3 protein-coding genes are annotated in these 2,482 nt (G+C 54.0%); 2 read left to right on the top strand and 1 reads right to left on the bottom strand.

Features of this window, described 5'->3' with window-relative positions:
* Positions 1–136: 136 nt before the first annotated feature.
* The gene (locus AC1D1Z_RS36315) at positions 137–880 is read left to right on the top strand and encodes a helix-turn-helix transcriptional regulator (RefSeq protein WP_017968911.1); all 744 of its coding nucleotides are present in this window, start codon (positions 137–139) and stop codon (positions 878–880) included.
* Between the two features lie 309 nt (positions 881–1,189).
* Positions 1,190–1,840, top strand: a complete 651-nt coding sequence (locus AC1D1Z_RS36310; RefSeq protein ID WP_477853645.1) for an acyl-homoserine-lactone synthase — start codon at positions 1,190–1,192, stop codon at positions 1,838–1,840.
* On the opposite strand, the gene AC1D1Z_RS36305 is transcribed toward AC1D1Z_RS36310, so the two are convergent.
* Positions 1,837–2,482: IS30 family transposase (locus tag AC1D1Z_RS36305; protein ID WP_477853643.1), on the bottom strand; the 646-nt coding region annotated here is incomplete at its 5' end. The genes AC1D1Z_RS36310 and AC1D1Z_RS36305 overlap by 4 nt on opposite strands.

Raw genomic sequence — 2,482 nt, 5'->3', positions numbered from 1 at the left:
GGGCAACTTTGCCAAAGATACAGACAAGGCTCCTCTTCGCTGGGTTTTTCGTCTACAGTGGCTACTCGGAGAGTTAGCTCCTACCGGAAGCGACCATGAAAAATGCTGCCTTGAGTAGCATGTCCTGGAGGGAAGAGTGGACAGCGAGGCGTTGGCAACGGCAAATGTAATGTTCGACTTTATATCAGACGCTGCACTAGCGAAGAGCAGTGAGGATATACTGAAGTCATTGAACAGAACAGCGTGCCACTTTGGTTTTAGTTGCTTTGCAATGTCCGGCATACCCTTGCCTACGGAGCGCATCGATCCGTATTTCTTGTTGAACGCATGGCCCTACGAGTGGTTTGAACGTTATTCAACGGGCAATTACGTCCATGCCGATCCCGTGATCCATTTGAGTAAAATGCAAGACGGTGCCTTTGTGTGGTCGGAAGCACTGCAGGGTCAAGAGCTCGGCCGTCATGCGCGCCGGATTATGATGGAGGCCCGAGAGTTCAAAATGAAGGATGGTTACAGTGTGCCACTGCATACCGCCGACGGCTTTCAAGCAATTATCACTTTCGGGGCAGAGAAGGTGGATCTGTCGCGAGCTGCCAGAGGAGCGCTACATATCATATCAATTTACGCCCATAACACAGTGCGCAGCCTGTTAACGAAAAACGTGAGCTCCCAAGACAGGCGCCTTTTAAGAATAACTGCGCGTGAACGAGAGATCATTCAGTGGTGCGCTGCGGGCAAGACAGCGGTGGAGATCGCGGCAATTCTAGGCCGCTCGCATAGAACCATCCAAAATGAGATACTCAATGTTCAACGCAAACTCGATGTCGTCAATTCGGCGCAGATGATAGCGGAGAGTTTTCGTTACGGAATCCTTCGGTAAAGTAACGCCCTCCTGGGTGAGGGCCGCAATTTCGATGACGTCTGATCACGATTGTCCGATAAGGCGCGCGTGAACCCCAAACCTTAGCCAATCTCAACACTATGGACCGCGGTCCGTTCGCCATGTCACCTTTAGGCACTCCTTATCACTTCGCAGGACGATCGACGACGGCGTTGGCCGGCGAACGCGTGAAAACTAGGTAATTTCACTCATTTAAACGACCGGGAGTCTAATGCATTCTTGCACTATGTTGGGGGGGGCAGAATGATAAGAYTTTACGTCGGTCGCCACGAATCACGCGGGCAAGCAATGGAGAAAATTTGGCGCTTTCGGCACGAGCAATTCGTGGAAAGGCTTGGCTGGGAGGCGCTTYGTAGAAATGACGGATTAGAAATCGACCAGTTCGATCACGACCGTGCGCTGCRCCTTGCATTGTTCTTCGAAGATACTGTCGTGGGATATACGCGATTGCTCCCGACGACTGAACCTCATCTCTTATCGGATGTTTATCCGCAGATCATGAAAGGGCAAGCATGGCCGCGTTCGCCCGAGATATTCGAGTGGACCCGATGTATTGTCGCGGAAGGTCAAATTCTAATAAATGGGGTATCGGCGTCACATGTCTTGATGACCGGCGTGATGGAATTTTGCCTTGTTGCCGGCATAACCTCGGTGATCGTCGAAACGCACCCGAAGCTCGTGCAACTCTTAGTCTCAACCGGTTGGAACGTAACCGAGCTTGGTCCGCCTTCGCTGCTCAATGGCGTATTAATCGTACCAATCCAGGCAAAGCCTTCCATGTCTGGCTTGAGGAAGCATCATCAACTCTATTCTATCCAAGGAAGCACCCTCTTGCTCGAGCCGGAGGTTCGAAATCCGYTGAAGCCCGAWGCTACTTTGCACCATTTGCATTACTGTGAGTTCATGGCGAAGCGCGACTTGCAGGTTTCGAGAGGCTAACCGGTGCGCCTGATTTGGGCGAGGAGTTTCTGGCGGAAGACTTCTGCCGGTGTTTTGTAGCCGAGGCATTTGCGTGGCGTTGCGTTCAGGTGATTGCAGATCTCGGTGAGATTGCGGTCGCTGACCGATAGCGGGTTGACCTCTCTCGAAAGCCATTTCCTGGCCCGTCCGTTGGTGTTTTCGACGGTGCCTTTCTGCCAGGGCGATTGCGGATCGCAGAACCATGTTTGCGTTCCGATGCTTGCCTGCAGGTAGGGCCAGTCGGTGAATTCGGTGCCACGGTCGAAGGTGATCGAGCSACGGGCGAGGTGGGGCAGGGATTGGAGTACCTGGATCAGGCCGTCCATCACCGGTCTCGATTGCCGATCGCTGTTGCGCAGCAAGACGGCGAACCGGCTGACCCGTTCGACCAGCGACGTCACGTTGGCGTTTCCGAACTTCTTGCGGAACTGAATCAGATCGCATTCCCAATGCCCGAACTGCTTGCGTTCAGCGACCACGTCGGGGCGATACAGAATGTTGACCTCCGGGCCAAAACGCCGGCCATGCCGGCGCCTGGCATGCCGCGGCGTAAGCATACGGTGAAGGCCGCTGGTCACGCCGCTTGAGCGTCGATGGTCGGCGGTGTCCAGTTCCATGGAA

This window comes from Rhizobium sp. P1_E1, assembly GCF_056406015.1.
The sequence above is the reverse complement of the archived record's forward strand: the minus strand, read 5'-3'. Positions and strand labels throughout refer to the sequence as shown.